This window comes from Methylobacterium sp. NPDC097929 (genome assembly GCF_049543375.1).
GTDB lineage: Bacteria > Pseudomonadota > Alphaproteobacteria > Rhizobiales > Beijerinckiaceae > Methylobacterium.
Genome location: NZ_JBMVEP010000002.1, coordinates 295601 through 321133, shown reverse-complemented (window position 1 = coordinate 321133; position 25533 = coordinate 295601). Strand labels below are relative to the sequence as shown.

General features: G+C 70.7%; 25 protein-coding genes. 7 read left to right on the top strand and 18 right to left on the bottom strand.

The window, feature by feature from the left end; translation table 11 throughout:
* Positions 1–4 precede the first annotated feature (4 nt).
* The 8 genes from ACPCJR_RS09570 to ACPCJR_RS09535 all read right to left on the bottom strand — a co-directional run bounded on the left by ACPCJR_RS09570 (position 5) and on the right by ACPCJR_RS09535 (position 6824).
* Positions 5–280 carry a hypothetical protein gene (locus tag ACPCJR_RS09570; RefSeq protein ID WP_391511934.1) on the bottom strand — a complete coding sequence of 92 codons (276 nt, stop codon included), beginning with the start codon at positions 278–280 and terminating at the stop codon, positions 5–7.
* The gene (gene mnhG / locus ACPCJR_RS09565) at positions 277–618 is read right to left on the bottom strand and encodes a monovalent cation/H(+) antiporter subunit G (RefSeq protein WP_391511933.1); all 342 of its coding nucleotides are present in this window, start codon (positions 616–618) and stop codon (positions 277–279) included. The genes ACPCJR_RS09570 and mnhG overlap by 4 nt, the downstream gene beginning before the upstream one ends.
* Positions 615–905, bottom strand: coding sequence for a K+/H+ antiporter subunit F (locus ACPCJR_RS09560; protein ID WP_110351180.1), 291 nt, complete (start codon positions 903–905; stop codon positions 615–617). Before ACPCJR_RS09560 ends, mnhG begins: the two co-directional genes overlap by 4 nt.
* Positions 902–1402 carry a Na+/H+ antiporter subunit E gene (locus ACPCJR_RS09555; RefSeq protein ID WP_391511932.1) on the bottom strand — a complete coding sequence of 167 codons (501 nt, stop codon included), beginning with the start codon at positions 1400–1402 and terminating at the stop codon, positions 902–904. Before ACPCJR_RS09555 ends, ACPCJR_RS09560 begins: the two co-directional genes overlap by 4 nt.
* Positions 1399–3000, bottom strand: coding sequence for a monovalent cation/H+ antiporter subunit D (locus ACPCJR_RS09550; RefSeq protein WP_391511931.1), 1602 nt, complete (start codon positions 2998–3000; stop codon positions 1399–1401). The genes ACPCJR_RS09555 and ACPCJR_RS09550 overlap by 4 nt, the downstream gene beginning before the upstream one ends.
* On the bottom strand, positions 2997–3365 hold the full coding sequence (locus ACPCJR_RS09545; RefSeq protein ID WP_391511930.1) for a Na+/H+ antiporter subunit C: 369 nt from the start codon (positions 3363–3365) through the stop codon (positions 2997–2999). Before ACPCJR_RS09545 ends, ACPCJR_RS09550 begins: the two co-directional genes overlap by 4 nt.
* A complete protein-coding gene (locus tag ACPCJR_RS09540) occupies positions 3365–6295 on the bottom strand; it encodes a monovalent cation/H+ antiporter subunit A (RefSeq protein ID WP_391511929.1) in 2931 nt (976 codons plus the stop codon). Before ACPCJR_RS09540 ends, ACPCJR_RS09545 begins: the two co-directional genes overlap by 1 nt.
* Positions 6296–6614: 319 nt before the next feature.
* Positions 6615–6824 (bottom strand): hypothetical protein, encoded by a 210-nt coding sequence (locus ACPCJR_RS09535; RefSeq protein ID WP_391511928.1) that lies wholly within the window; start codon positions 6822–6824, stop codon positions 6615–6617.
* 401 nt (positions 6825–7225) lie between these two features.
* Between ACPCJR_RS09535 and ACPCJR_RS09530 the strand changes: the two genes are divergently transcribed.
* Genes ACPCJR_RS09530 through ACPCJR_RS09510 form a run of 5 tightly spaced genes read left to right on the top strand, consistent with a single transcriptional unit; the run spans position 7226 to position 12535 of the window.
* Entirely contained in the window at positions 7226–8563 is a 1338-nt protein-coding gene (locus ACPCJR_RS09530; RefSeq protein WP_391511927.1) for a nucleotide sugar dehydrogenase, read from the top strand.
* The gene (locus tag ACPCJR_RS09525) at positions 8560–9531 is read left to right on the top strand and encodes an NAD-dependent epimerase/dehydratase family protein (RefSeq protein WP_391511926.1); all 972 of its coding nucleotides are present in this window, start codon (positions 8560–8562) and stop codon (positions 9529–9531) included. The genes ACPCJR_RS09530 and ACPCJR_RS09525 overlap by 4 nt, the downstream gene beginning before the upstream one ends.
* Before the next feature lie 10 nt (positions 9532–9541).
* The gene (fcl, locus tag ACPCJR_RS09520; protein ID WP_391511925.1) at positions 9542–10480 is read left to right on the top strand and encodes a GDP-L-fucose synthase; all 939 of its coding nucleotides are present in this window, start codon (positions 9542–9544) and stop codon (positions 10478–10480) included.
* 19 nt (positions 10481–10499) lie between these two features.
* Positions 10500–11351 (top strand): WecB/TagA/CpsF family glycosyltransferase, encoded by an 852-nt coding sequence (locus ACPCJR_RS09515; protein WP_391511924.1) that lies wholly within the window; start codon positions 10500–10502, stop codon positions 11349–11351.
* Positions 11352–11362: 11 nt separating this feature from the next.
* Complete coding sequence (locus ACPCJR_RS09510; protein ID WP_391511923.1) at positions 11363–12535, top strand: glycosyltransferase; 1173 nt, start codon at positions 11363–11365, stop codon at positions 12533–12535.
* Between the two features lie 85 nt (positions 12536–12620).
* On the opposite strand, the gene ACPCJR_RS09505 is transcribed toward ACPCJR_RS09510, so the two are convergent.
* The 4 genes from ACPCJR_RS09505 to ACPCJR_RS09490 all read right to left on the bottom strand — a co-directional run bounded on the left by ACPCJR_RS09505 (position 12621) and on the right by ACPCJR_RS09490 (position 15863).
* On the bottom strand, positions 12621–12785 hold the full coding sequence (locus tag ACPCJR_RS09505) for a hypothetical protein (protein ID WP_391511922.1): 165 nt from the start codon (positions 12783–12785) through the stop codon (positions 12621–12623).
* 284 nt (positions 12786–13069) lie between these two features.
* Positions 13070–14254 (bottom strand): hypothetical protein, encoded by a 1185-nt coding sequence (locus ACPCJR_RS09500; protein WP_391511921.1) that lies wholly within the window; start codon positions 14252–14254, stop codon positions 13070–13072.
* 101 nt (positions 14255–14355) lie between these two features.
* Positions 14356–14886, bottom strand: a complete 531-nt coding sequence (locus ACPCJR_RS09495) for a SixA phosphatase family protein (RefSeq protein WP_391511920.1) — start codon at positions 14884–14886, stop codon at positions 14356–14358.
* A complete protein-coding gene (locus ACPCJR_RS09490; RefSeq protein WP_391511919.1) occupies positions 14883–15863 on the bottom strand; it encodes an aldo/keto reductase in 981 nt (326 codons plus the stop codon). Before ACPCJR_RS09490 ends, ACPCJR_RS09495 begins: the two co-directional genes overlap by 4 nt.
* Positions 15864–16051: 188 nt before the next feature.
* On the opposite strand from ACPCJR_RS09490, the gene ACPCJR_RS09485 reads away from it, so the two are divergent.
* Positions 16052–17032, top strand: a complete 981-nt coding sequence (locus ACPCJR_RS09485) for a catalase family peroxidase (RefSeq protein ID WP_391511918.1) — start codon at positions 16052–16054, stop codon at positions 17030–17032.
* A 21-nt stretch (positions 17033–17053) separates the two neighbouring features.
* Here ACPCJR_RS09485 and ACPCJR_RS09480 read toward each other — a convergent pair whose 3' ends face one another.
* The 3 genes from ACPCJR_RS09480 to ACPCJR_RS09470 form a co-directional block, all read right to left on the bottom strand.
* Positions 17054–17905 carry an AAA family ATPase gene (locus ACPCJR_RS09480; RefSeq protein ID WP_391511917.1) on the bottom strand — a complete coding sequence of 284 codons (852 nt, stop codon included), beginning with the start codon at positions 17903–17905 and terminating at the stop codon, positions 17054–17056.
* A gap of 97 nt (positions 17906–18002) precedes the next feature.
* Positions 18003–18656, bottom strand: coding sequence for a hypothetical protein (locus tag ACPCJR_RS09475; protein WP_391511916.1), 654 nt, complete (start codon positions 18654–18656; stop codon positions 18003–18005).
* A gap of 24 nt (positions 18657–18680) precedes the next feature.
* Complete coding sequence (locus ACPCJR_RS09470; protein ID WP_391511915.1) at positions 18681–19898, bottom strand: ATPase; 1218 nt, start codon at positions 19896–19898, stop codon at positions 18681–18683.
* A gap of 325 nt (positions 19899–20223) precedes the next feature.
* Between ACPCJR_RS09470 and ACPCJR_RS09465 the strand changes: the two genes are divergently transcribed.
* A complete protein-coding gene (locus ACPCJR_RS09465; protein WP_391511914.1) occupies positions 20224–22119 on the top strand; it encodes a cation:proton antiporter in 1896 nt (631 codons plus the stop codon).
* Between the two features lie 259 nt (positions 22120–22378).
* Here the strand turns inward: ACPCJR_RS09465 and ACPCJR_RS09460 are convergent, their stop codons facing one another.
* Genes ACPCJR_RS09460 through mraY form a run of 3 tightly spaced genes read right to left on the bottom strand, consistent with a single transcriptional unit; the run spans position 22379 to position 25457 of the window.
* Entirely contained in the window at positions 22379–22927 is a 549-nt protein-coding gene (locus tag ACPCJR_RS09460) for an acyl-CoA thioesterase (RefSeq protein ID WP_391511913.1), read from the bottom strand.
* A 41-nt stretch (positions 22928–22968) separates the two neighbouring features.
* Positions 22969–24345 carry a UDP-N-acetylmuramoyl-L-alanine--D-glutamate ligase gene (gene murD / locus ACPCJR_RS09455; RefSeq protein WP_391511912.1) on the bottom strand — a complete coding sequence of 459 codons (1377 nt, stop codon included), beginning with the start codon at positions 24343–24345 and terminating at the stop codon, positions 22969–22971.
* 29 nt (positions 24346–24374) lie between these two features.
* On the bottom strand, positions 24375–25457 hold the full coding sequence (gene mraY / locus ACPCJR_RS09450) for a phospho-N-acetylmuramoyl-pentapeptide-transferase (RefSeq protein ID WP_391512099.1): 1083 nt from the start codon (positions 25455–25457) through the stop codon (positions 24375–24377).
* Positions 25458–25533: the final 76 nt, after the last annotated feature.

The following is a 25533-nucleotide window of genomic DNA, read 5'->3' as shown; positions in this document are numbered from 1 at the left end:
CTTCTCAGGCCTCGGCGCGCGCGCCGATCCGGCCGAGCCGGAGATAGCGCGGATTGAACAGGGCCGCCTGCTCCAGGGCCTGGAGGTTCGGAAGGGTGAGCCGGCGTCCCCTCAGCGCGACCAGCTGCTGCGCCCGCAGCGTCTGCAGCACGTGCCGGTTTTGAGGCCGATCCCCGACACCTCCGTCAGGGCCGAAGCCGCTCGCGCCCCGCACCGCGAGATCGGCGGAGACCGGCAGCGCGCGGCCGGGCCGGCCGCCTCCCCCGAGGCCGAAGCTCACGGCTCCGGCGGCGCGCCCGGGTTCTTCTCGGTGCGGTCGCGGTGGGCGGCGGCGCGGGCCAGCAGCAGCATCGTGACCGGCGTGGTCACGCTGATGAACACGCCGATCAGTGCGTCGCGCAGGACGAACCGGCCCTCGATCAGCGAGAGCAGCAGCATCGACCCGGCCAGGATCAGGGCCGTGCCGAGCGTCGCGCCGAGCGTCGGGGCGTGGACGCGCTCGTAGAAGGTCTTGAGGCGGATGAGGCCGAACGCGCCCGTGAGCGAGAAGCCGGCGCCGGCCACCGCGAGCACCACCACGATCCAGGCGGCCCAGGCGGGCAGGTTCTGGCCGGTCACTGCACCACCTCGCCCTGCATCAGGAATTTGGCGAGCGCCACGGTCGCGGTGAAGCCGATCATGCCGAGGATCAGGGCGGCCTCGAAATAGAGCCCGCTGCCGGTGCGCATGCCGTGGACGACGATGGCCAGCATGCCGTTGAGGTAGAGCGTGTCGAGGCCGAGGATCCGGTCCTGGGCGCGGGGGCCGCGCAGCATCCGCCAAGTGGCGAGCGCCATCGCCAGCACCAGCATCCCCTGGGCGAGGCCGAGGCCCCAATCGAGGACGGAGACGGTCACGGCGCTCACGAGAAGATCTCCATCAGGGGGCGCTCGTAGCGGTCCTTCACCCGGCGGACCCAGTCGTCCCCCTCGCTCTGGTCGAGGATGTGCATCAGCAGGCGCCCGGTATGGGAATCGTACTGCACCCAGAGCGTGCCCGGCGTGCCCGTGAGGATGATCGACAGCACCGACAGCCCGATCGGCTCGCGCAGGTCGAGGGGGATCGAGACGAAGCCGGTGCGCCGCTCGCCGCGGCGCAGTCCGAGGATGATCTTCGCCACGTCGATGTTGGAGCGCAGCATGTCGTAGAGGACGAGGGCGAGGAGCCGCAGCATCGTGCCGGGACGGCGCACCCGAACACCCTCGGGCCGCAGGGCTCGCATCACGCCGGGCACGCACAAGCCGAGTGCGAGCGCCACGAGCGCGCTGCCCGGAGTGAGCGGCGCGTTCAGGAGCAGCCACATCACCGTGAGGCCGGCCGAGAGGCGCGGATAGGGCACGAGGCGGGCGAGGGCTCGGTTCATAATCCGGCTCCCGTCGCCCCGTCCAGCACGGCGCGGATGTAGTCCTGCGGCTGCGAGAGCCAGCGCACGGTCTCCTCGGCGTAGGCCAGGGCCGGTCCGCCCCAGAGCACGAGCGCCACGCAGGCCGCGAGAAGGCCGGCGAGCGCCGCAAATTCGGGCGAGCGCAGCCTCGGCGGCGGGTCGTCGTGGGGCACCCACAGGCTGAAGATGCCGAGCCGGACCAGGGGGACCAGGGTCCCGAGGCTGGACAGGGTCAGGGCGGCGATCAGCCCCCAGGACGCGGCCGTCATCGTCCCGCTCGCGAGCCCGGAGAACATCGCCAGCTTGCCGACGAAGCCCGCGAGCGGCGGGATGCCCGCGAGCATCAGCGTGCAGAGCAGGAAGCCGCCGCTGACGATCGCCACCGCGGCCGGGATCGCCCGGCCGATCTCGGTCGCGCCCGCATCGTCGAACGGGTCGCGGTACTCGTCGGCGAAGACGGGCTGGGCGGCGTCGGCCGGGTCGCGCCCGCGCTGGAGGATCTCGGCCAGCAGGAACAGCGCGCCGGCGGCGAAGGTCGAGCCCACGAGGTAGTAGAGCGCCCCCGACAGCGTGCCCTCGCGGCCGGTGCCGAGGGCCGCGAGCACGGTGCCCGACGAGATCATGACCGCGTAGCCCGCCGCCCGGGTCAACTCGCGGGCGGCCATGATGCCGACCGTGCCGTAGGCGATCGTGGCCAGCCCCGCGGCGAGGATCCAGGTCTGCCCGAAGCCCGCCGAGCTGCCCGCTCCGAACAGGAGCAGGCTGAGGCGGATCACGACGTAGACGCCGACCTTGCTGAGGATGGCGAGGATCGCCGCCGCCGGGGCGGTGGCGGCGGAATAGGTCGTCGGCAGCCAGAAGCCGAGCGGCCAGGCGGAGCACTTGATGAGGAAGGCGATGCCGAGGATGGCGCAGCCGATCTCGAACAGGGTCGTCTCCGCCAAGGGCGCCGCGAGGCGCCGGGCGAGGTCGGCCATGTTGAGGGTGCCCATGGTGCCGTAGATCAGGCTGACGCCCACGAGGAAGAACAGCGAGGCGACGAGGTTGACGGCGATGTAGCCGAGCCCCGTGCGGATGCGCGTCTCGCCCGAGCCGTGCAGCACGAGCCCGTAGGAGGCCGCCAGCATCACCTCGAAGAAGACGAACAGGTTGAACAGGTCGCCGGTGAGGAAGGCGCCGTTCACGCCCATCAGGAGCAGCAGGAACAGGCCGTGGAAGCGCGGCCCCGCCCGGCTCCAGCGGGCGAAGGAGAAGACGAGGGCGGCCAGGCCCAAGAGGCTCGCGAGCACGAGCATCATGGCCGAGAGCCGGTCGGCCACCAGCACGATGCCGTAGGGCGCGGCCCAGTTGCCGAGGCGATAGACCTCCGCGGCGGTGCCGACCCGCACGAACAGGGCGATCGCGGTCGCGAGCTGCACCAGCACGGTGGCGGTGGCGAGCCCCTCCTTCAGGCGGCGGCGCCGCTCGTCGAGGAGGAACATCGCCCCGGCCACCGCGATCGGCAGCACGATCGGCAGGATGACGAGGTGGTCGGCCCAGCTGCCGAGCGTTTCGTTGTTCAAGGATCCGGCGGTCATGGGTGCGGATTCCCCGGATGCGGCTCGGCCTCGTGCGGCTCGCGGCCGTCGACGTGGTCGTTGCCGGTGATGCCGCGGGCGGCGAGCAGCACGACGAGGAACAGGGCGGTGAGCGCGAAGCTGATGACGAGGGCGGTCAGCACCAGCGCCTGCGGAACCGGGTCGTCGACCGAGACCACCTCGGCGCCCTTGCCCAGCACCGGGGGCGCGCCGACCGTCAGCCGGCCCATGGCGAAGATGAACAGGTTGACCGAGTAGCTCAGGAGCGACAGCCCGAGCGCGACCTGGAAGGTGCGCGGGCGCAGCATCAGCCAGACGCCCGAGGCGGCGAACAGGCCGATGCCGAGGGAGAGGACGATCTCCATCAGGCCGTCTCCCTCGCTTCGATCCGCTCCGCCTCGGCCTCCGCGCTGCGGGTGCGGCGCAGGGATTGATGCGCCAGCGCGACCAGCATCAGCGCGCTCGCGCCCACCACCAGTACCATGATCCCGAGATCGAACAGCAGCGCGCTCGCGGCCGGGATCTTCCCGACGACGGGCAGTTCCCAATAGGCGAAGTAGGTGGTGAGGAACGGCCGCCCGAACAGCCAGGAGGCGGCGCCGGTCAGGACCGAGATCAGCAGGCCGAGCCCGATCCACGAGATCGGCTGGATGCGCAGGCGCTCCTCCACCCACTGCGCGCCGTGGGCCATGTATTGCAGGGTGAAGCCGATGGTGAGCGCGATGCCCGCCGCGAAGCCGCCGCCCGGCAGGTCGTGCCCGCGCAGGAACAGGTGCAGGCACAGCAGCACGATGAAGGGGAACAGCCACGTCATCACCACCTGCGGCACCAGCATGGCGTCGGCGGTGGTGTCGCCGGGCTTCCGGCCCTCGCGGGCGCGGTCGTAGGCGTCGTGGTGGTGCTGCTGCTTGGGCCGCTCCAGGCTGTCGGGCGCCGGACGGAACCGGCGCAGCAGCGCGAACACCGTGAGCCCGACCACGCCGAGCACCGAGATCTCGCCGAGCGTGTCGAAGGCGCGGAAATCGACCAGCAGCACGTTGACGACGTTGCGCCCGCCCGCCTTCGGATAGGCTTCCTCGACGAACCAGCGGGCGATGCCGTCGCCGGCCGGGCGGGTCATCACCGCGTAGGCCAGCCCCGCCATGCCGAGGCCGACCGCGGCGGCGATGCCGAGATCCATCAGCCGGCGGCGGCGCGCCCGCGCCCGCTCCGAGGCGGGGGCGGGGATGGCCGCGTCGCGCTTGGGCAGCCAGCGCAGGCCGAGCAGCAAGAGCACGGTGGTGACGATCTCGACCAGGATCTGCGTCACCGCGAGATCGGGGGCCGAGAGCCAGAGGAAGGTCAGGCTGCTGACGAGGCCGGCGCCGCCGACGAAGATCGTGGCCGTCAACCGGTGGTACTTGGCCCGCTCCGCCGCGCCGACGGCGCAGGCGGCGCCGACGATCCACATCAGCGCGAAGGCCGGATCGAAGCCCGTCTGGTGGACGGCGACCGGCAGGGCGAAGCCGCGGATCACCCCCACGCCCAGCGACGCCACGAGGGCCGTGAGGAACAAGATGCGCAGCTGCGCCTGCAGGCGCTCGGCCCCCGCGACCCGCTCCAGCCAGCGGGCTCCGACGGTGAGGCCGGTCATCGTCCGCTCGAACAGCCAGCCGCCGTCGAGCCGGTCCATCAGCCAGGGGCCGCCGCGGGGGTTGGTGTTGATGCGCCGCCCGAACAGGAGGTAGAGCGCCACGCCGCCGAACAGCGCGATCATGCTGAGCGCCAGCGGCGCGTTGAAGCCGTGCCAGATCGCGAGGCTGTAGGAGGGCGAGGCCGCCCCGAACACCGCCTGCACCGCCCGCTCCAGGGCCGGGCCGATGGTCAGGTTCGGCACGAGGCCGATGGCGATGCAGGCCAGCACCAGCATCTCGATCGGGATGCGCATCCAGCGCACGGGCTCGTGCGGGGTGTGCGGCAGGTCGTGGGGCGGGCGTCCGAAGAAGGTCTGGCGGATGAAGCGCAGCGAGTAGAGCATGGTGAAGGCGCTGGCCAAGGTCGCCAGCACCGGCAAGGCGTAGTGGAGCGGGTGGTCGCCGATGTTGTCGACGGCCTCCGACAGGAACATCTCCTTCGACAGGAAGCCGTTCAGCAGCGGCACGCCGGCCATTGCCGCCGCGGCCACCATGGCCAGCGTGCCCGTATAGGGCATGGCCCGCCACAGCCCGGAGAGGCGGCGCATGTCCCGCGTCCCGGTCTCGTGGTCGATGATGCCGACCGCCATGAACAGCGAGGCCTTGAAGGTCGCGTGGTTCACCGTGTGGAAGATCGCCGCGACCACGGCCAGCGGCGAGTCGAGGCCGAGGAGCAGGGTGATGAGCCCGAGATGGCTGATGGTGGAGTAGGCGAGCAGGCCCTTCAGGTCGTGCTGGAAGATCGCGCTCCACGAGCCGATCAGCAGGGTCGCCATGCCGAGCCCGCCGACGATCCAGTACCAGCTCTCCGTGCCCGAGAGCACCGGCCAGAGCCGGATCATCAGGAAGATGCCGGCCTTCACCATCGTGGCCGAGTGCAGATAGGCGCTGATCGGCGTCGGCGCGGCCATCGCCCGCGGCAGCCAGATGTGGAACGGGAACTGCGCCGACTTGGTGAGCGCGCCCGCGAGCACCAGCACCAGGGTCGGCAGGTAGAGCGGGCTGTTGCGGATGGCGTCGCCCGAGGCCAGCACGGTGTCGAGGTCGTAGCTGCCGACGATGCGCCCGATCAGAATGGTGCCGACCAGGAGGCAGAGGCCGCCGGCCGCCGTGATCGTGAGCGACATGCGCGCGCCGTCACGGGCGGCGGCGTTGTCGTACCAATAGCCGATCAGCAGGAACGAGACGATGCTCGTCAGTTCCCAGAACAGGACGAGCTGGATCAGGTTGCCGGCCAGCACGATGCCGAGCATCGCGCCGACGAAGGCCAGGAAATAGGAGAACAGCCGCGGCACGGGATCGGCGGCGGCCATGTAGTAGCGCGCGTAGAGCACCACCAGCGTGCCGATGGCGAGCACCAGGACCGCGAAGAGCCAGGCGAGCCCGTCGAGCCGCAGGACGAGGTTGACGCCGAGACTGGGCAGCCACTCGACGGTGTGGACGACCCGCCCGCCCGCGGAGAGCTGCGAGGTCAGCGCCAGGATGCAGCCGAGGCAGACCAGCGTCACGAGCCCGGTGAGCGCCGCGGCGGCGTTGCGCGCCCGGCTCGGCAGGGCACCCACGAGCACGGCCCCGGCGAAGGGCAGGACGGAGGCCGTGGCGAGAAGTGCGTTGGACGACATCAACCCTGGCGAGATGGAGGCTCGGGACCGGCCCGACGGGGAGGTTGGCTCGGATCGGCATGCCGGGGTGCCCCGCCCGACGGGCGGGACGGCACGCAAACGGCACGCGAGTGTGATCAGTCCATACCCGGTCGGGGGGGCGGACACGAAAGCGGAATCGGTACCCGCAGTTGCGTCGCGTGAGAAACCGCACATGACGCGGCGGTGTCTCGGGTCTCGCGCAGGGTTCCCGCCATGGCCGCGACGCCGCCGCGGCGCCACGGGAGCGGCCCGCAACCACGGCGGAGCTTGCGCCGACGGCGTCGTGGGCGGGGGATGCTCAGACGGGGAAGGCCGTCAGCGCCCGTTCCAGCGCCTGCCGCGCCATCTGCCGCGCGGCGCTCTCGTTCTGCGCCTCCGAGGCGATGTCGGGCACGCGGACGGTGGCGGCCACTTCGACGAAGCCGCGATCGGCATCGGTCGGGTCGAACAGCACGCGCACCACGACCTGACGCTGTCCGTCGTTCACCGCCTGCCTCTCCTGGGTCATCCGAACCGGCATCCGCATCATCCTCTCTCGAGCCGTCCGCGCGGTCGCGCTCTCGGCGTTGCGGCAGACAAACGGACCGACCTGCCAAGTGTTGCCTGCCCGAGCCGCGGGCGGAGCCGAGGCGATCGGCCGCGCGGATGAAAATTCAGATCAGCCCTGAACGGTGTTTGCCGAATTCGGACCTGAATTGACGGGCAAGTCCCGAAATCTCCAGGTCCGCCGCCGCACTTGTCCGGCAGCGGGCCAGAAATCCCGTTCTGGAACGTGTTTTGGCGGGCACGGGCCTTGCGGAACGGGGCGGGAGATCAATCGCGAGGGACCGTGCCGAAGGGCCGGTCGCCGCATCCCGGCCTTCGATCGAACATGCTCGTTCGCAGGCCCACCGAGTACGGGGCCCAGCCATGGAAGCGAGAAAAGCGCCCACCGTCGTCGTCATCGGCCTGGGCTATGTCGGCCTGACCCTCTCGGTCGCGCTCGCCCGCCGGGGCGTCCAGGTCTACGGCGTCGAGAAGCGGGCCGAGGTCGTCGAGAAGACCAATGCCGGGGTTCCGCACTTCGCCGAGGTCGGCCTGCAATCCGCGCTCGCCGACGTGGTGCGGAAGGGCCGCTTCGTCGCCAGCACGACGACGGCGGAGGTGCCGAGCGCCGAGTACTACATCATCACCGTCGGTACGCCGCTCCACCCTCAGTCCCACGAGCCCCGCCTCGACATGATCGAGGAGGCGACCCGCGAGGTGGCCGAGCACTTCTCGGAGGGCGCGACGGTGATCCTGCGCTCGACCGTCCGCATCGGCACGACCACCGGCGTGGTGAAGCCGATCCTCGAGCGTACCGGCAAATCCTACCACCTCGCCATGTGCCCGGAGCGGACGCTCGAGGGCGACGCCATGCGCGAACTCATCAACCTGCCGCAGATCGTCGGCGGCGAGACGCCGGACGCGACCGACAACGCCGCCACCCTGTTCAGCCGGCTCACGCACACCATCGTCCGGGTCGCGAGCCCGGAGACGGCGGAGATGATCAAGCTCGTCGACAACACCTCGCGGGACGTCCGCTTCGCCTTCGCCAACGAGGTGGCGCGGGCCTGCGACGCGCTCGGCATCAACGCCAACGACGTGATCCGCTACGGCAAGCTCGGCTACACCCGCACCAACGTCGCCGCACCCGGCCTCGTCGGCGGGCCCTGCCTGGAGAAGGACCCGCACATCCTGCTCTCCTCGGTCGCCGGCCAGGGCATCCATCTCGAGATCACCGCCGCCTCCCGGCTGGTGAACGAGCGCCAGCCCTGCGAGACCGTGGGCAACATCCTGCAGCGGTTGAAGGCACGCCGCGCCGGTCCCTACCGGGCGGTCGTGGCCGGCCTCGCCTTCAAGGGGCGGCCGGAAACCGACGACCTGCGCGGGTCGATGTCGCTGCACGTCATCCGCGAGATGATGGCCAGCGAGCAGTTTTCCGAGATCCGGGTCTACGACAGCGTCGTGCCCATGGAGAACATCCGGGCGATCTCGTCCGGAATTTCGCCTTACGAGGACCTGCATACGGCCTGCGCGGGCGCCGACGTGCTCGTCATCGCCAACAATCACCCGGAATATTCGAAGCTCGACCTCGAAACCATCATCGGCACCATGTCGGATGACGCCTTCGTTTACGATTACTGGAACAACCTCAGCGAGATGCCGGCGGAGGTTCTGGCCCATCGTTACGTCACCGTCGGCAACCTCGTAGGTAAGTTCCAATGAGCACAGTGGCTGTTACCGGCGCGGGCGGTTTCATCGGCGCGCACCTGACCCGGGCGCTCCTCGCCGAGGGGCACACGGTCGTCGCGATCGACAACTACATCCGCGGCCAGGAATCGCGCCTGGCCGGAGCGCAGGGCGCGATCCGGCGGGTGACGCTCGACGTGCGCGACAAGGATGCCTTGGTCGACGCGCTCGCCGGCGTCGAGTGCGTCTTCCACCTCGCCGCCGTCAACGGGACGGAGAATTTCTACAAGCAGCCGCAGCTCGTTCTCGATGTCGGCGTGCGCGGGGCGCTCGCGGTCTCGGAGGCCTGCATCGAGGCCGGCGTGCCCGATCTCGTCGTCGCCTCCTCGGCGGAGGTCTACCAGACCCCGCGGGTGGTGCCGACGAGCGAGGACATCGAGATGGTGATCCCGGACTCGCTCAATCCGCGCTATTCCTACGGCGGCTCGAAGCTGATCTCGGAACTGATCGCCTTCAACTATTGCCGGGACAAGCTGCGCAAGGTCCAGGTCTTCCGGCCCCACAACGTCTACGGCCCGGACATGGGCTGGAAGCACGTCGTGCCGCAGCTGATCGAGAAGATCGTCGCGGCGGGCGACGGCGGCGCGATCACGCTCCAGGGCGACGGCAGCGAGACGCGGGCCTTCTGCTACGTCGATGACGTCGTGGACGGCATCGTCCGCATGTGGCGGTCGGGCGAGACGATGAACGTCTACCATATCGGCTCGAACGAGGAGGTCGCGATCCGCGATCTCGCCCGCATTACCGCGGAAGCGATGGGCACCCGCGTCGAGCTGATCGCCGGTCCGGCCGCGGCCGGGGCGACGCCGCGCCGCTGCCCCGATATCGGCAAGATGCAGGCGATCGGCTACGCGCCCTCCGTCTCCCTGGTCCAGGGCATCGAGCGCACGGTCGCGTGGTACCGCGCCAACCCCGCCCCGACCGATTCCAACCCGCTTCTGTAAGGGCCGACCCATGGACAGCTTGGCGGGCAAGACCGTCTTCGTCGCGGGCCATCGCGGCCTCGTCGGCAGCGCCCTGGTGCGGCGCCTGCGGCGTGAGGATTGCGAGATCCTCACCGCCACCCGGGCGGAACTGGACCTGTGCGACCAGGCCGCCGTGCGTGCCTGGATGCGGGACCGGCGGCCGGACGCCGTCTTCCTGGCGGCGGCCAAGGTCGGCGGCATCCTCGCCAACGCGACCTGTCCCGCCGACTTCCTCTACGAAAACCTGATGATCGAGGCCAACGTCATCGAGGCGGCCTTCCGCGCGGATGTGGCCAAGCTGCTGTTCCTCGGCTCCAGCTGCATCTATCCGAAATTCGCCGAGCAGCCGATCGTCGAGGGGAGCCTCCTGACCGGATCGCTCGAGCCGACCAACGAGTGGTACGCGATCGCCAAGATCGCCGGCATCAAGCTGGCCCAGGCCTATCGCAGGCAGCACGGCCGCGACTTCATCTCGGCCATGCCGACCAACCTCTACGGGCCGGGCGACAATTTCGACCTGAACTCGAGCCACGTCCTGCCGGCCCTGATCCGTAAGGCGCACGAGGCGCGCTTGAACGGGGCGAAGGAGATGGTGATCTGGGGCACCGGTTCGCCGCGCCGCGAGTTCCTGCACGTCGACGACTGCGCCGACGCCTGCGTCCACCTGATGAAGACCTATTCGCAGGACGAGCACGTCAATGTCGGCTCGGGCGAGGACATCCCGATCTACGACCTGACCCGCTTGGTCTGCGGCGTGGTCGGCTTCGAGGGCGCGATCGTGCGTGATCCGAGCAAGCCCGACGGCACCCCGCGCAAGCTGATGTCGGCGGACCGGCTGAGGGGGCTCGGCTGGGAGCCGAAGGTCCCGCTGCGCGAGGGCATCGCGCAGACCTATGCCTGGTTTCGCGAACACGTGGCCGATGCCTGAGAGTGATGGGAGCGCGCGTATGAGTGATGCAGCCGCCATGCCGATATCCGAGCCCTACGCGCTCAGGATCAACCGGAACGACCCTCACCTCGTCGCCTCGGACGGGCGCGTCGGGCATCGCCTGCCCGCGACCCGCATCCTCGGCGTGCCGGTGAGCGTCATCGACATGCCCATGGCCGTGCGCACCATCATCGACTGGGCGCTGAGCCGGCGCACCAGCATGATCTGCGTGCGCGACGTGCACGGGATCATGTGCGCCCAGGAGCAGCCCGACCTGCGGGCGGCCCACGAGCGCGCCAGCATGATCACGCCGGACGGCGCGCCCCTCACCATCATCAGCCGGCTCCTGCGCGCGCACGGCACCGGCCGCGTGCCCGGCCCCACGCTGATGGAGGAGATGTTCGCGGCGACCCAAGGCACGGGCATCCGCCACTATCTCTACGGCGGCAAGGAGGGCGTGGCCGAGCAGGTCGCGGAGAACTTCGCCCGCAAGTATCCCGGCACCGAGGTCTGCGGCCTCGAATGTCCGCCCTTCGGGGCCGTCTCGCCGGAGCGCGACGCGGGGCTCACCGACGCCATCCGGCGGGCCGAGCCGCACATCGTCTGGGTCGGCATGTCGACGCCCAAGCAGGACATCTGGATGAACGACCACCTCGACCGCCTGCCGGGCATGGTCCTGATCGGGGTCGGCGCGGCCTTCGACTTCCATTCCGGCGCGGTCAAGCGTGCGCCGAAACTCATGCAGGCGCTGGCGCTGGAATGGCTGCACCGGCTGATGAGCGAGCCGCGGCGCCTGTGGCGGCGCTACCTCGTGATGGCCCCGGCCTTCCTCTGGAAGATGGCCCGCCAGCCCGAACCGCGCAATTCGTGACGACCCCGGCCATGCGCGTCCTCATCGTCCACAACCACTATCAGATCCGGGGCGGCGAGGACGCGGTGGTGGCGCACGAGGCGGAGGCGCTGGCCCGCGCCGGCTGCACCGTCGAGACGCTGACCTTCCACAACGACGAGATCCGCACCCCGCTGGACCGGCTGCGCACCGCCTTCGAGGCGCCGCACGCGCCTCGCGGCGTCGCCCGGGTGCTGGAGGCGGTGCGCCGGTTCCGGCCGGACGTGGTTCACGCCCACAACACCTTCCCGCTGGTCTCGCCCGCCATGCACGGCGCCGTGCGGGCGCTGGGACCGGTGACGGTGCAGACCCTCCACAACTTCCGCATCGCCTGCGCGGGCGCCTTGCTGATGCGGGACGGCGCGCCCTGCGAGACCTGCGTCACGGGCTCGCCCTACGCCGCCGTGCGGCATGCCTGCTACCGCGGCTCGCGGCTGGGCACGCTTGCGGTCGCGCGGATGATCGACCGCCACCGCAAGGCGGGAACCTGGACGCGGGATGTCGATGCCTTCGTCGTCCTCACCGAATTCGCCCGGGGCCGCTTCATCGCGGCGGGGCTGCCGGCGCAGCGCCTATTCGTGAAGCCGAACGGCCTGCCCGATCCCGGTCCCCCACTCGCGGGACCGCGCGAAGGAATCCTGTTCGCCGGCCGCCTCAGCCCGGAGAAGGGCGTCGCGGTGTTGAAGCAGGCGGCGGCGGGGCTGTCGCTCCCGATCGAGGTCGCCGGGGACGGCCCGCTGCGCGATACGCTGGAGGGCGCGCCCGGGCTGACCCTGCTCGGCGCCCTGCCCCCGGCGCAGATGCGTGCCCGCATGGGCCGGGCCGCGGCCCTGGTCGTCCCCTCCCTCTGGTACGAGGGGCTGCCCATGGTGGTGGCCGAGGCCTTCGCGGCGGGCACGCCGGTGATCGCCTCGCGCATCGGCGCGCTGGCCGGCCTCGTCGAGGACGGCGTCACGGGTCTGCTCGTGACGCCGGGCGATCCCGCCGACCTCGCCCGCGCGATCGAGTGGCTGGCCTCCCGGCCTGACGAGGCGCGCCGCATGGGCGAAGCGGCGCGGGCGGCCTACCTGCGCGACTGGACCGAAGAGGCGACGACCGCCGCCCTCGTCGCCCTCTACCGGCGGGCGCTGGCGGCCCGTGCCGCTCCGCAGCGCGCCATCGCCTGACCGTTTTCCCGCGGATCGCGCGATACGGGCGCCGGAACGAGACGGCGCAGGATGCCCCCGGGCTCGACCTCGCCGGATAGGACGCCTAATCCCAGGTCCAGTATCTCAGCCGCTGCCGTTCGATCTGGCTCAGGACATGCTCGGGATCGACGGAGTCGCAATAGGGCGCATTCTTCAATTCATAGATGATGAACGCCATGCTCAGCAGGCCGACGCCGATGGCTCCATAAATCATCAGCGACACCGCCATGACGGTCACCCCGCTTTATCAATCTTGCCCGCTCAAATTAACCATTCCGAAGCTCTGACGGCAAGCGAGGATGCAGGTCCGGCCGGGCCGCCCGGCAGCGAGCGTCTCGCCCACTCATATCGTCTCCGTTTGATCGCCTCGGCCTTCGCCCCGCTCCGTCATCGCGAGGCGGGGCCGAAGCGACCCAGAGCGCGACCTGTCCGGACAGTGCGGAGTCCTGGATTGCTTTCGCTGAGCCTCGCAAGGACGCAGGAAGAGACCGAAGCGATCGAGCGGAATTCGTATCAGAGGGCGGACTTGCGGGGCGACTCGGACGAGGCCGTGGCGCGGGCCTCGGCCCGGGCGATGGCCGCGCTCACCAGGGCCTTCGAGGCGTGAAGCGTGCCGAGTTCGACGGTCGACATGGCGAGCATCACCGGCAGGAGGTTCTCTCCCGGGCCGCCGTCGTCGCGGAACAGGCGCAGGTCGTCGTCGGGCTTGAGGCCGACGCTGCCGGCGATGCGCGCGGCGTAGTTGCGGATGCGGGTCTCGTCGCTGGCGCAGACCGGGGCCGGCAGGCTGAGATCGAGCAGGCTGCCCTTCGGCAGGGAGGCCGCGATCGACGGCAGCGCCGCCGCCTCCGCCATCATCCGATCGGGGGCGAGCAGGGCGGCGGGATCGGCCGCGCCGGAGCGGATGGGCGCGCGAGGCGCGGCCTCGCCCCCGCGCTTTGCCGTGGAAGACGTCGGAACGAGGCCGGTCGCGATGTCAGCGGTCGGACGCGGGAGGGGCGCGGTCCGGGCGGTGCGGCCCGGATGCCCGGCGAGCCGAGCGCGGGCGGACCAGGGCTGCACCCGCAGCGCCCCCGCCGGCGCGGGCGCGGCGGCCCGTGCGACCCCGCCCCGCCCGTGGCGGGCGAGGAAGCGGGCGCGCAGGGTGCCGCCGATGCCCTTCGGCGCGACCGCACTCGACACGGCCGGCCCTCTCGGCCGCCATGTCGGCCCCGCTGCGGCCGAGGAGACGGCGGGACGCGCCGGGCCGCACTCGGCCGGCGCCCAGCGCCGCACGATGGCCAGAGCCGAGCGGCGGCCATAGTCGCGCCGGTAGCGGCGCAGGAGCTGGACCGCCGCGTCGGCGCTGTCCGCGGCGGTGGCGAAGCCGGTATGGCCCTCGGCATCGCCGCCGAGTTCGCCCGACCAGCGGGCCTGCTTGATGCACCAGTAATTGTTGAGCCGCACGCAGCGGGCGACGAAGCGCGGCTCCTCCGCCGCGTGCCGCACGACGAAGGCCAGCGAGGTCGGCGCGAGGTTCTCGCCCGCCTGGATGCGCCAGTTGGAGACCGCCCGCGCCACGAGGCTGAAGCTCGGCGCGGGCTCCGGGGCCGCCGGGGCGGTCCGGGGCAGCGGCGGAAGACGTGCCCACGCGCCCGCCGCCGCGGGCTCGATCCGCGGCATCAGCGCCGTCAAGGCAAGGAGCGTTTCGAGAAGCACGCGGCGCGTCCCCCGTCACGGTGCAACAGCTCGACCGTACGACCGGAAACGGTGGCGGCGGCCAAAGGGTTCGCCGATCCGGCCCGGCCGAAGGGCTGCCCTCAATCGTCGTCCATCTCCGCCGCGAGCTGGCGCGGCCGCACGTAGTGCGTGAGGCGGCCGGTACCGTCGCCGATGCCGGACCAGTCGTCGGCGTCGAATTCCAGCACGGCCAGGGCCGCGGTCGGGAATTTCTCGCGCAGATCGCGCTGGAGGTCCTCCCGCCCCTCCCCGACGAGGTGCAGCGCCAGGTCGCCGAGGCCGGGATTGTGGCCGATGACGAGGAGGCTCGTCGCCTCCACCGGGGCGGAGTGGATCGCGTCGAGGATGCGCCGGGCCGACGCCTCGTAGATCGAGGGCACCGTCTCCATCGGCGTGTCGTCCAGCTCGGCCCGCACCGCCTCCCAGGTCTCCTGGGTGCGGCGCGCGGGCGAGACCATGGCGTGCTCGGGCTGCAGGTCTTCCCGGGCGATGTAGGCGCCCATCAGCGGCGCGGCCTTGCGCCCGCGCTCCCCCAGCGGCCGGTCGATGTCGGCCACGCCCGCCGGATAGGCCGACTTGGCGTGGCGCAGGAGCAGGAGGCGGCGCGTCACTGGAAGCCCACCACGGCGTGCGGGACGTAGGGCGCTTCGAGCCGGGCGATCTCGTCCTCCGTCAACTGAAGGTCGAGGGCCGCCACCGCGTCGTCGAGATGCTGCGGCTTCGAGGCGCCGATGATCGGCGCGGCCACGCCCGGCTTCTGGAGCACCCAGGCCAGCGCCACCTGCGCCCGCGGCACGCCGCGCTCGCGCGCCACCGCCGCCACCGTCTCGACGACCCGGCGGTCGGCCTCGGCGGTGGCGTCGTAGAGGTTCTTGCCCACGAGATCGCTCGCCTGCCGGGCGCTGCCCGCATCGAAGTCGCGGGTCAGCCGACCGCGGGCGAGCGGGCTCCAGGGCAGCAGCGGGATGCCCTGGTCGGCGCAGAGCGGCAGCATCTCGCGCTCCTCCTCCCGGTGGAGCAGGTTGAGGTGGTTCTGCATGGTGGAAAAGCGCGTCCAGCCGTTCAGGTCGGCGGTGTAGAGCGCCTTGGCGAATTGCCACGCGAACATGGAGGAGGCGCCAATGGTTCGGGCCTTGCCCGCCTTCACCACGTCGTGGAGCGCTTCCAGCGTCACTTCGATCGGCGTGCCGTAATCCCAGCGGTGGATCTGGTAGAGATCGACGTAGTCGGTCCCGAGCCGCTTCAGGGACGCGTCGATGGCCGAGAAGATCGCTTTTCGCGACAAGCCGCCGGAATTCGGCTGGCTTCTGAGCGGGTAGTAGACCTTGGTCGCCAGCACGATGCTGTCGCGATCCGCGAAGTCCTTGAGTGCGCGCCCGACGATCTCCTCCGAGGTGCCGTCGGAATAGTAGTTCGCCGTGTCGAAGAAGTTGATGCCGTGGTCGAGCGCCCGGCGGATCAGCGGCCGGCTCTCCTCCTCGCCCATCGTCCAGGGATGCGGGCCGCGCTCCGGCACGCCGTAGGTCATGCAGCCGAGGCAGAGCGGCGACACGTCGAGGCCGGTGCGGCCGAGTTTCTTCGTCTTCATGGCGGAGCATCGTGCGGGTGGCGATGCGCCCTTACATGGGGCGGCGGCGCGGATCGTCACCGCGGCGGCGCGCGGTTCGCGTGGAACCGGCCGCCCTCGCGAATAAACCCGGCTTGCAAAAAGATTGCGCGCAACTCATGGAAGGAGGGCGTCCGGCTTGGCGTGATTCCAAACTGAGAGAGTGTCCCATGGTCCATCTCCGCATGCTCCTCGGTTGCACGGCAGCGCTCGGCTGCCTCATGGGCGCGGCCCGCGCCGAGGAGGCCGATCCGGCCGCCATCGTCGCCGGCATGTTCGCGGCCGGCGGCAATCAGGCCGGCGTGCGCGCCAGCGGCGCCAAGGGCGTCTGCCTCAAGGGCGCGTTCACCCCGGCGCCCGGCGCCGCCGCCCTGTCCAAGGCGCCGCATTTCCAGAAGGCGGTGCCGGTCACGGCGCGCTTCTCCATGGGCGGCAGCAACCCGAAGGTCTCGGACAAGGCCAAGCCCGTCACCCGCGGCTTCGCGATGCGGATGAGCGACCCATCCGGCGACATGGTCTTCGTGGTGATCTCCGCGCCCGTCTTCTCGACGCGCACGCCGGAGCAGCTCCTCGCTTCCCTCCAGGCCCGGGCGCCGGGGCCGGACGGCAAGCCGGATGCCGAGAAGGTCAAGGCCTTCGTGGCGGCCAACCCGGAGACGGCGCGCCAGGCGGCTTGGCTCAACGCCCGGCCGGTGCCGGCGAGCTTCGCGGGCGTCGATTACTGGGGCGTCCACGCCTACACGCTCACCAACGCCAAGGGCGAGGCCAAGACGGCCAAGCTGAAGTTCGTCTCGGCCGACAAGGCCGGTCTCAGCGACGACGAGCTGAAGGCCAAGCCCGACAGCTTCTACGCCGACGAGCTGAAGGAGCGCCTGGGCCGGGGCCCGGCCCGCTTCGACCTCGTCGCCATCCTGGCCGAGCCCGGCGACCCGACCGCCGATCCGACCGTGCCGTGGCCGGAGGAGCAGCGGAAGACCGAGGCGCTGGGCACCCTGGCGATCACGGCTATCGAGCCGGATGCCACCTGCGATGCGCGGACCTTCGACCCGGTAGTGGAGCTGCCGGAGGGCGTCGCCGGCCCGAGCGACGACCCGATGTTCGCGATCCGCTCCCCGGCCTACGCGGTCTCGCTCTCGCGCCGGACGAATTGACCGCTCACGGACGGGGGCGGCTCAGCCGCCCCTGCCCTCCCGGCGCATCATGAAGGCGAGCTTCTCGAACAGGCCGACATCCTGCTCGTTCTTCAGGAGCGCGCCGTGCAGCGGCGGGATCAGCTTGGCGCGATCGCGCTCGCGCAGGGTCTCGGGAGAGACGTCCTCGGAGACGAGGAGCTTGAGCCAGTCGAGCAGTTCCGAGGTCGAGGGCTTCTTCTTCAGGCCCGGCACCTCGCGGGTCTCCAGGAAGACGCGCAGGGCCTCCTCGACGAGACGGTGCTTGATGCCCGGATAGTGCACCTCGACGATGGCCTTGAGCGTCTCGGCGTCGGGAAACCTGATGTAGTGGAAGAAGCAGCGGCGCAGGAAGGCGTCCGGCAGCTCCTTCTCGTTGTTCGAGGTGATGATGACGATCGGGCGCTCGACGGCGCGGATCGTCTCGCCCGTCTCGTAGACGTGGAACTCCATCCGATCGAGTTCGGTCAGCAGGTCGTTGGGAAACTCGATATCGGCCTTGTCGATCTCGTCGATGAGCAGCACCGGGCGCTGCGGCGCGGTGAAGGCCTCCCACAGCTTGCCGCGGCGGATGTAGTGGGCGATGTCCGAGACCCGCGGATCGCCGAGCTGCGAGTCGCGCAGCCGCGAGACCGCGTCGTACTCGTAGAGGCCCTGCTGCGCCTTGGTCGTGGACTTGATGTTCCAGGTCAGCAGCGGCGCGCTCAAGCCCCGGGCGATCTCCTCGGCGAGCACCGTCTTGCCGGTGCCGGGCTCGCCCTTCACGAGGAGCGGGCGCTCCAGCACGATCGCGGCGTTGACCGCCGTGGTGAGATCGGGCGGCGCGACGTAGGACTCGGTTCCGGTGAAGCGCATGGGGCCTCGCGTCGGGGAATGATCGGCCCGCAGTAACCCGGTGCGAAGCGGCTCGGCAACGGGCATCGGGAAAGGCTGATAGGCCGGTGCCCGTCCGCTACAGCGTCTTCCCGTCGTGCCACACGCAGTTGGTGGCCAGGATGCCGAGGTTCACGTCCGACTTCTGGGGCTGCGGCAGGGTCTTGCCGTCCCGGGCGAGATCGATCTGGATCATGGATTGGATCTTGGGATCGTTCGAGGGGCGGGAGAAGTAGCAATATTGCTGGAACGGCCGGTCTTCGTTGGCCCTGTAATTCCAGCCGGTCACGATCGCCCCGTCGAGATAGGGCACCTGCTTGAAGACGGTGAAGCTCGTCTGCACCGGGGCCTGCGAACTCGGCGCGGCGTCGGTGCCGAGCTGCGCCTTGGTCGGCGTCGGCACGGCGCTGGTCTTCTGGGCCGGCAGGGCTTCGAGCTTCAGGGTGTTGTCGGTGAGCGTGACCTCGCCCTTGGTCTTGAGGGTCACGTCGGACAGAGCCGTCTGCATCGCGGCCGCGATCTTCTCGGCCGCCGTGTCGAACTGGTTGAGATACGCGTAGCCGTAGCTCGCGGCGCCGATGCCGATGCCGGCCAGGGCCACGAAGGCGCCGGTGCCGATCGCCCGCAGCAGGAAGGCGCGGGCGAAGGCCATCCGCGCCTCCGCCCGCAGGCGTCCGTTGACGTGCTGCGCGAGCACGATGTTCTCGTGCGTGCCTTCGGTGTGGATGCTCATGACCGGGGGCTCACTCGGGCAGGCTTACGCGCTCGCGCCCGCATTGGCGGGGGCGTTGGCGGGGGGAGGCGGCGGCGGCACCACCGGCGCCGTGCGCCGCTCAAGCGGGATCACGGAGGCCTCGCGCGCGGCCGGTCTCGGCTGGGCGAGCGCCATCTCCTGGCGCACGCCCTCGGCGATGGAGGCCAGGAGGTAGGGCGTGGCCTCCGGGTTCACGGCGGCGCCGAGATCGTCCTCGTCCATGAAGGTCTTGCGCACCGAGACCGCCGAGAGCGCCAGGATGGTCGAGGCGAAGGCGGCGCAGAGCGCGGGCACGAACACGAAGATGCGCAGGAAGGCGTGCACCTGCGCGTCGGTCACCTCGATCGGATCGACGCCGTAGACCATCGCCGTGAAGGAGTGGAGCTGCGAGCGGTTCACCGAGTTGCGGTAGGCCTGCTCGGCATCGGCCACCTTGCGGTCGGCCGCACCGCGGTCGAGGAGGCTGCGCGCCTTGCGCGCCTCCTCCAGCTCCTTGACGATGGCGCTGCGGTCGCTGCCCGCCTTGGCCACCGCGGCGTTGAGGGTCGCGGTGCGCGGATCGGTGACGCATTTGAGGTTGGAGTAGCGCGCGCCGCGGCTGTTGGTGCCGTAGACGCGCTCGCAGCGCTGCGCCGGCAGGCCCGCGAGCTGGGTGGCGTTCTCGGCCGAGCGCCGCTCGATCTGCTCCAGCTCGGTCGTGTACTGCTCGACCCGGGCGTTGGCGGCCGCGATGCGGGTGTCGATGCTGTCGCGGTCGGCCTGGGCGTCCTTGAGCGCGGTCTTGGCCTTGGCCGCATCCATCAGGCGGGGATGGAACATCATCTCGCCGAGCTGCGAGACCGATTTCGTGGTGACGCCCGCGGCGAAGACGATGCCGATGATCGCCAGCCCCTTGACGAACCACGAGCGCTGGGTGCGCGCCAGGATGCCGAGCGGCACGCGGCACAGCTCCACCGCCGCGTAGACCAGGGGCGCCAGCAGCATGAAGTAGAAGGCGCGCTCGTCGCCGTCGCTGTAATAGCCCGCGAACAGCCACGCGCCCCAGAGCGAGGCACCGATGACCATGAACTCGACGAGATAGGCGATGGCGACGTAGCCCCACTTGATGCGGTAGCCGCGCTCGATGTCGCGCTGGTGCTTCCAGCGCTGCTGGTCGAGCACCCATTCGCGCCGCTCGCGCTGCACGTCCCGATTCGGAAGCTTACTGGCAAAAAATCTCATGGGCCTAAGGATCGCTGCGGGCCTCCGTCGGGGGGCGGCGCCCGCCATCCCCTAACATCGCGTTACCTCAGCGTAAGCGCGTATTGTGCCGAAGTTGTGCCGGCCGCCGCGATCAGCGGTGGATGGTTGCACCGCGTCCGTCCGCGGCACGGGTGCCGCCCCGGGCGCCGGACCCGCACCCGGCACGAAACCTGCCGCGCAGCGTCGAAACAGGTTGCACTGCGGCATTCCCGCCGCCCATGATGCGGCCGGCCCTCCCGGCGCCGCGACGGCGGGGTGCAGCTCCCCTCCCCCGTTTCCGTTCAGGCGTCAGCGTAAACCCCCGATGACCGATCCCGTACAGGCCGGAACCCAGATCGCCGCTGAAGCCGGTGCGCATGCGGGGGCCGGCTACCGGGAGGCGATCCTCTTCCTCGTCACGGCCGGGATCGTGGTGCCGCTGTTCCACCGCCTCCGGGTGAGCCCGGTGCTCGGCTTCATCGGTGCGGGCGCGCTGCTCGGGCCCTTCGGCCTCGGGCGCTTCGCCGACGCGCATCCCTGGCTCGCTCCCTTCACCATCGGCAACCGCTCCGAGATCGCGCATCTGGCCGAGTTCGGCGTGATCTTCCTCATGTTCATGATCGGGATCGAGCTGTCCTGGGAGCGGCTGCGGGTGCTGCGCCGGCTCGTCTTCGGCCTCGGCTCGATCCAGGTCGCGGCCTCGGCGGCGGTGATCGCGCTCATCCTCATCGCGCTCAACCAGCCGGTGGCCGGCGCGGTGCTGGTGGGGTTGGCGCTCGCGCTCTCCTCCACCGCCGTGGTGCTGCCGGTGCTCGCCGAGCAGAAGCGGCTCGGCACGCCGGCCGGGCGCACCAGCTTCGCGGTCCTGCTGTTCCAGGATCTGGCGGTGGCGCCGATCCTGTTCGCCATCGCCGTGCTCGGCCGCCGGGACGGGGGCGATCTCGGCGGCGCGCTCGCCCTGGCGCTCGGGCAGGCGGTGATCGCGCTCGTGCTGATCGTGGTGGCGGGCCGGGTGGCGCTGCGCCCGCTCTTCCAACTCGTGGCGCGCACCCGCTCGACCGAGCTGTTCATGGCGGCCTGCCTGCTCGTGATCGTGGCGACCGCCCTGGTCGCGGCGGCCAGCGGCCTCTCGATGACGCTGGGCGCCTTCGTCGCCGGCCTGCTCCTGGCCGAGACCGAGTACCGCCGGGCCATCGAGGCCACCATCGATCCGTTCAAGGGGCTGCTGCTCGGCGTCTTCTTCGTCTCGGTCGGCATGAGCCTCGATCCGGCGCAGCTTCTCGCCGCGCCCGGCGCGATCCTCGGCCTGTCGCTGGGGCTCCTCGTCATCAAGGGGGCCGTGGTGCTGGCCGGCGCCCGCCTTATGGGCTTGGGCCCCCCGGTGGCGCTGGAGACCGCGCTGCTGATCGGACCGGGGGGCGAGTTCGCCTTCGTCCTCATCGGCGGGGCCATGGCGGCGGGGCTGGTGCCCGAGCCGGTGGGCGGGGCGGCCCTCATCGTCACCACGGTGACCATGATCGCGATTCCCGGCCTGGCGGCGCTCGCCCGCCGGATCGGCCGCCGGGTCTCGAAGGAGCAGCTCGGCCGGGCGCGGGCGGAGCCGGTGCCCGACCCGCAGCAGAACCGGGTGATCCTGGCGGGCTACGGCCGGGTCGGCCGGCTCGTCGGCGAGATGCTCAAGCGCCACGCCATCCCCTACATCGCCCTCGATTCCGATCCGGTGCGCGTGGCCGAGCAGCGCCGGCTCGGCAGCCCGGTCTATTTCGGGGATTCGGCCAACACGGAGATGCTGCGCCGCTGCGACATCGCCGCCGCCCGCGCCCTGGTGGTGACCCTCGACAATCCCCGCGCCGTGGAGGCGGTGGTGCAGGCCGCCCGGGCCGAGCGGCCGGACCTGACCATCGTGGCCCGCGCCCGCGACGCCCGCCACGCGACGCAGCTCTACGAGATGGGCGTCGACGACGCGGTGCCGGAGACGATCGAGGCCTCGCTCCAGCTCTCCGAGGCGGTCCTCGTCGATGTCGGCGTGCCGATGGGCCACGTCATCGCCTCGATCCACGAGCGCCGGGACGAGTTCCGCACCATCCTCAAGAGCAAGCAGGCGGAGGCGCGTCCCGCCTTCCGCGCCCGCCGCACCGTCGGCAAGGGGAACCGGGCCGAGAGCGAAGGCAAGCCGGCGGAGCCGGGCGCCGAAGCGCGGCCGGTCGGCAAGAGCGCTTGAGAAAGAGCGCCTGAGAAAGAGCGCCTGAGCGCCTCAGAGCCTGTTCGACTCGGCTCATCGAATTCGACCGCTCTTCCGATGTGGTGATGTCCAATCCTCAATCCTCATCCTGAGGTGTGGAGCGAAGCGGAGCCTCGAAGGAGGGCTCCAGAACGCACGGCGAGAATGGGAGCCCTCCTTCGAGGCTGCTTCGCAGCACCTCAGGATGAGGCGGTTGGTAGGAAAAGCCGGTCAAACAGGCTCGAAGCGCAAGAACGGTTCAGGCCGAGGTCGTCGCCCGCCGCAGGGTGGTCCCCGCCGACAGGAACGCCTCGACCTGCGGACTCGTCGGCGGGCTCTCCGCCTCCACCCCGATCGTCTCGAACAAGTGCCGCACGGGGACGAAGCGTCGCTGCTTGCGGTCGTAGAGGCCGGCCTGGACCAGGGCGATCGCCGCGACGAGATCGGTCTCCCGGATGATCAGGCGATGCTCGATGACGACCTGGGTGTCGTCCCAATGCACGAGCCGGGTCTCCAGATCGAAGACCTGGAACGGCCGCAATTCGCGGCGGAAACGGATCTGGCCGGCGCTCACCACCGGTGTCCAGCCCTGGCGCAGCAGCGGGCGCCACAGGCCGGACTTGATCAGCAGGTCGGTGCGGCCGAGATCCATCAGCGTCCAGTAGCGGCCGTTGTTGAGATGCATCGACACGTCGATGTCGTGCGGCCAGACGCGGAGTCTCAAGCGTGAGACGCCGTTGGGCAGGACGAGCGCCGGGCGTCGCCACGCCGTCGCGATGAGCCAGAAAAGGCGGAGCCAGAGGTTCATGGAGCGGGGCCGGAGCTGCGTGCCGGAGGACGCGGCGGCCTTCAGGCGTCCGCATCCTCCGGCAGGGCGGCGACGAGCGCGCGGAAGCGGTCGCCGCGCACCTCGAAGTTCGGGAACTGGTCGTACGACGCGCAGGCCGGCGAGAGCAGCACCACCGGCGCCCCGGTGCCCGACGCGCGGGCGGCCGCGGCGGCGGCGGCGGTCGCCGCCTCCAGCGTCCCGCAGGCGGTGAAGGGCAGGCGCCCCTCCAGCGTCGCGGCGAAGGCGTCGCTCGACGCGCCGATCAGGTAGGCGTGGGCGACGCGCCCGAACAGCGGCGCCAGGGGCTCGATGCCGCCCTCCTTGGCCTTGCCGCCGACGATCCAGTGGATGTCGCGGAAGGCGAGCAGGGCCTTCTCGGTGGAGTCGGCGTTGGTCGCCTTGGAATCGTTGACGAAGGCCACCCGGCCGATCCGGCGCAGGGGCTCCATGCGGTGGGCGAGGCCGGGGAAGCTCCTCAGACCCGCGGCGATCTCGTCGCCCGTGAGGCCGAGCCGGATCGCGGCGGCGACCGAAGCGGCGGCGTTCTGGAGGTTGTGGTCGCCGAGCAGGGACGGGACGCCGGAGACCTCGGCGATCACGGTCCCGTCCGGACCGCGCACCGCGCTGCCGGCGCAGACGAAATCGCCCTGCGCGTCGCCGTGGCCCTCGACATGGATGCGGATGCGCTCGGGTCCACGCCGCTCGGCGATGGCGGCGCAGGGGGCGTCATCCACGCCGATCACCGCGAGGTCGGCGCTCGCGACCAGCCGCTCCTTGATCGCGGCGTAGTTCTCCATGGTGCCGTGGCGGTCGAGATGATCCGGCGTCAGGTTGAGCAGGATGCCGATGCCCGGCTTGAGCGAGGGCGTGAGGTCGATCTGGAACGAGGACAGCTCGATCACGTGGATGCGGGCGTCGGCGGGCGGCGCGAGCGAGAGGATCGCGGTGCCGATATTGCCGCCCATCTGCACGTCGCGGCCGGCATGGCGCAGCAGATGTGCCGTCAGCGCCGTCGTCGTCGACTTTCCGTTGGTGCCGGTGATCGCCACGAAGGGCGCGTCGGGCGCGAGCGCCGCCCGCTCCCGGCAGAAGATCTCGATATCGCCGATGATCTCGATGCCGGCCTCGCGGGCGCGCGCCACGGTCCAGTGCGGCTCGGGATGGGTCAGCGGCACGCCCGGCGCCAGCACCAGGGCGGAGAAGCCGGACCAGTCGGCCTCGCCAAGATCGGTCACGGTGATGCCGAGGTCCCGGGCGCGGTCGCGGCTGCCCGCGTTGTCGTCCCAGGCCAGCACGTCGGCCCCGCCCGCGATGAGCGAACGGAGGGTGGCGAGCCCGGACCCGCCGAGGCCGAACAGGGCGAGTTTCCGGCCGGCGAAGGTGGTGGCTGGCGTCATGGATGCGTCTCTCGTCCGTCCTGCCGGGCTCAGCGCAGCTTCAGCGTGGCGAGGCCGACGAGCGCCAGGACCACGGCGATGATCCAGAAGCGGATCACGACCTGCGGCTCCTTCCAGCCCTTCTGCTCGAAATGGTGGTGGATCGGCGCCATTCGGAAGACGCGCTTGCCCGTGAGCTTGAACGAGAGGACCTGGATGATCACCGACATGATCTCCAGCACGAACAGGCCGCCGACGATGGCGAGCACGATCTCGTGCTTGGCGGCCACGGCGATGGCGCCGAGCAGGCCGCCCAGCGCCAGCGATCCGGTATCGCCCATGAAGATCTGCGCGGGCGGCGCGTTGAACCAGAGGAAGCCGAGCCCCGCCCCGATCACCGCGCCGCAGACCACGGCGAGTTCGCCGGTGTCGCGCACGTAGTTCACCTGCAGGTAGCCGGCGGTGAAGGAGTTGCCGACGAGGTAGGCGATCACGCCGAAGGTGCCGCAGGCGATCATCACGGGGACGATGGCGAGCCCGTCGAGGCCGTCGGTGATGTTGACCGCGTTGCCCGCCCCCACGATCACGAAGGCGGCGAACGGCACCCAGAACCAGCCCAGGTTCAGCAGCGCGTCCTTGAAGACGGGAAAGGCGAGCTGGTTCTGAAGAGCGGCCGGAGAGTAGACCGAGATCAGGAGGCAGGCCGCGCCCGCGATCGCGAATTCCAGGAGGAGGCGGAAGCGGCCGGAGAAGCCCTTGTGCGACTGCTTCGTCACCTTGAGGTAGTCGTCGTAGAAGCCGATCGCGCCGAAGCCGAGGGTGACCGCGAGCGTCACCCAGACGTAGTGGTTGCGCGGGTTGGCCCAGAGCAGAACCGAGAACACGGCGCCGGCCAGGATCATCAGGCCGCCCATGGTCGGCGTGCCGCGCTTGGTCAGGTGGCTGGCCGGGCCGTCCTCGCGGATCGGCTGGCCCTTGCCCTGGCGCAGGCGCAGCAGGGAGATGATCCAGGGCCCGAACCAGAACACGAAGAAGCCCGCCGTGAACAGCGCGCCGCCGGTGCGGAAGGTGATGTAGCGGAACACGTTGAGGGGCGTGAGCGTGCCGCTCAGTTCCGACAGCAGATAGAGCATGCGTTCGTCCGCCCGCGGCAGGTTCTTCGTCGACACGCCCGGCACGGCGTTGCGCGCGGCCGGAAGGATGGACCGG

Coding starts and splice junctions, on each gene's coding strand:
- ACPCJR_RS09555 (WP_391511932.1), bottom strand. CDS start 1,402: ATGAACCGAGCCCTCGCCCGCCTCGTGCCCTATCCGCGCCTCTCGGCC.
- ACPCJR_RS09550 (WP_391511931.1), bottom strand. CDS start 3,000: ATGACCGCCGGATCCTTGAACAACGAAACGCTCGGCAGCTGGGCCGAC.
- ACPCJR_RS09545 (WP_391511930.1), bottom strand. CDS start 3,365: ATGGAGATCGTCCTCTCCCTCGGCATCGGCCTGTTCGCCGCCTCGGGC.
- ACPCJR_RS09540 (WP_391511929.1), bottom strand. CDS start 6,295: ATGTCGTCCAACGCACTTCTCGCCACGGCCTCCGTCCTGCCCTTCGCC.
- ACPCJR_RS09535 (WP_391511928.1), bottom strand. CDS start 6,824: ATGACCCAGGAGAGGCAGGCGGTGAACGACGGACAGCGTCAGGTCGTG.
- ACPCJR_RS09530 (WP_391511927.1), top strand. CDS start 7,226: ATGGAAGCGAGAAAAGCGCCCACCGTCGTCGTCATCGGCCTGGGCTAT.
- ACPCJR_RS09525 (WP_391511926.1), top strand. CDS start 8,560: ATGAGCACAGTGGCTGTTACCGGCGCGGGCGGTTTCATCGGCGCGCAC.
- fcl (WP_391511925.1), top strand. CDS start 9,542: ATGGACAGCTTGGCGGGCAAGACCGTCTTCGTCGCGGGCCATCGCGGC.
- ACPCJR_RS09515 (WP_391511924.1), top strand. CDS start 10,500: ATGAGTGATGCAGCCGCCATGCCGATATCCGAGCCCTACGCGCTCAGG.
- ACPCJR_RS09510 (WP_391511923.1), top strand. CDS start 11,363: ATGCGCGTCCTCATCGTCCACAACCACTATCAGATCCGGGGCGGCGAG.
- ACPCJR_RS09505 (WP_391511922.1), bottom strand. CDS start 12,785: ATGGCGGTGTCGCTGATGATTTATGGAGCCATCGGCGTCGGCCTGCTG.
- ACPCJR_RS09490 (WP_391511919.1), bottom strand. CDS start 15,863: ATGAAGACGAAGAAACTCGGCCGCACCGGCCTCGACGTGTCGCCGCTC.
- ACPCJR_RS09485 (WP_391511918.1), top strand. CDS start 16,052: ATGGTCCATCTCCGCATGCTCCTCGGTTGCACGGCAGCGCTCGGCTGC.
- ACPCJR_RS09480 (WP_391511917.1), bottom strand. CDS start 17,905: ATGCGCTTCACCGGAACCGAGTCCTACGTCGCGCCGCCCGATCTCACC.
- ACPCJR_RS09475 (WP_391511916.1), bottom strand. CDS start 18,656: ATGAGCATCCACACCGAAGGCACGCACGAGAACATCGTGCTCGCGCAG.
- ACPCJR_RS09470 (WP_391511915.1), bottom strand. CDS start 19,898: ATGAGATTTTTTGCCAGTAAGCTTCCGAATCGGGACGTGCAGCGCGAG.
- ACPCJR_RS09465 (WP_391511914.1), top strand. CDS start 20,224: ATGACCGATCCCGTACAGGCCGGAACCCAGATCGCCGCTGAAGCCGGT.
- ACPCJR_RS09460 (WP_391511913.1), bottom strand. CDS start 22,927: ATGAACCTCTGGCTCCGCCTTTTCTGGCTCATCGCGACGGCGTGGCGA.
- murD (WP_391511912.1), bottom strand. CDS start 24,345: ATGACGCCAGCCACCACCTTCGCCGGCCGGAAACTCGCCCTGTTCGGC.
- mraY (WP_391512099.1), bottom strand. CDS start 25,457: ATGCTCTATCTGCTGTCGGAACTGAGCGGCACGCTCACGCCCCTCAAC.